Below are 596 nucleotides of genomic sequence, written 5' to 3'. Positions count from 1 at the left end.
AGACCAAGCAACGCTATACGTGAAAGACTTGATTCGTAAATCCAACGACGAGTTTGGTTTACTGCCGAAATGGGAAGGTCACGGTTCAGAAACCGGCACCATGATCGGCTACCCATCGGCAGCGATTCTGGGCGATGCGGTAACCAAAGGCTTGATTGCTGCCGAGCAGGCTTACACCGCGTCAGTAAAATCAGTACGTGACACGCCGCATGGATACCCACAGATTCATGACGACATCCTAAGCTCACTTATGGCAGGTCAGTTGAACTACCACGAGAAAGAACAGTGTGTTCGTTACCCGAACTGGAACTCAGTGTCGTACTCGTTGGAATTCTCCTTCTACGATTGGACGATCGCAGAAATGGCAAAAGCTGCTGGCGATATGGACGCGTATGAAGAGTTCAAAGCTCGTTCTTACAACTCTTTGAAACACTGGGATGCGAAAGCAGGTAACGCAGACGGCACGGGCTTCTTTGTACCAACAGAACTGAAAGAAGGCGACCCATGTGCACTGAAATACGCTTCAACTGACTTCGACCCTTACAAGTCTGACGCGTTCTACTACACAGAAGGTAACGCGTGGCAATGGCAATGGG

Annotated in this window: 1 protein-coding gene; it reads left to right on the top strand. The window is 49.8% G+C overall.

Going from position 1 to position 596, the window contains the following annotated elements:
- Positions 1-596, top strand: a 596-nt coding sequence (locus R7P74_RS27860) for a glycoside hydrolase domain-containing protein (RefSeq protein ID WP_318123908.1), incomplete at both ends; no start/stop codon positions are given.

The sequence above is a fragment of the Vibrio sp. 2033 genome (assembly GCF_033339735.1).
The sequence above is the reverse complement of the archived record's forward strand: the minus strand, read 5'-3'. Positions and strand labels throughout refer to the sequence as shown.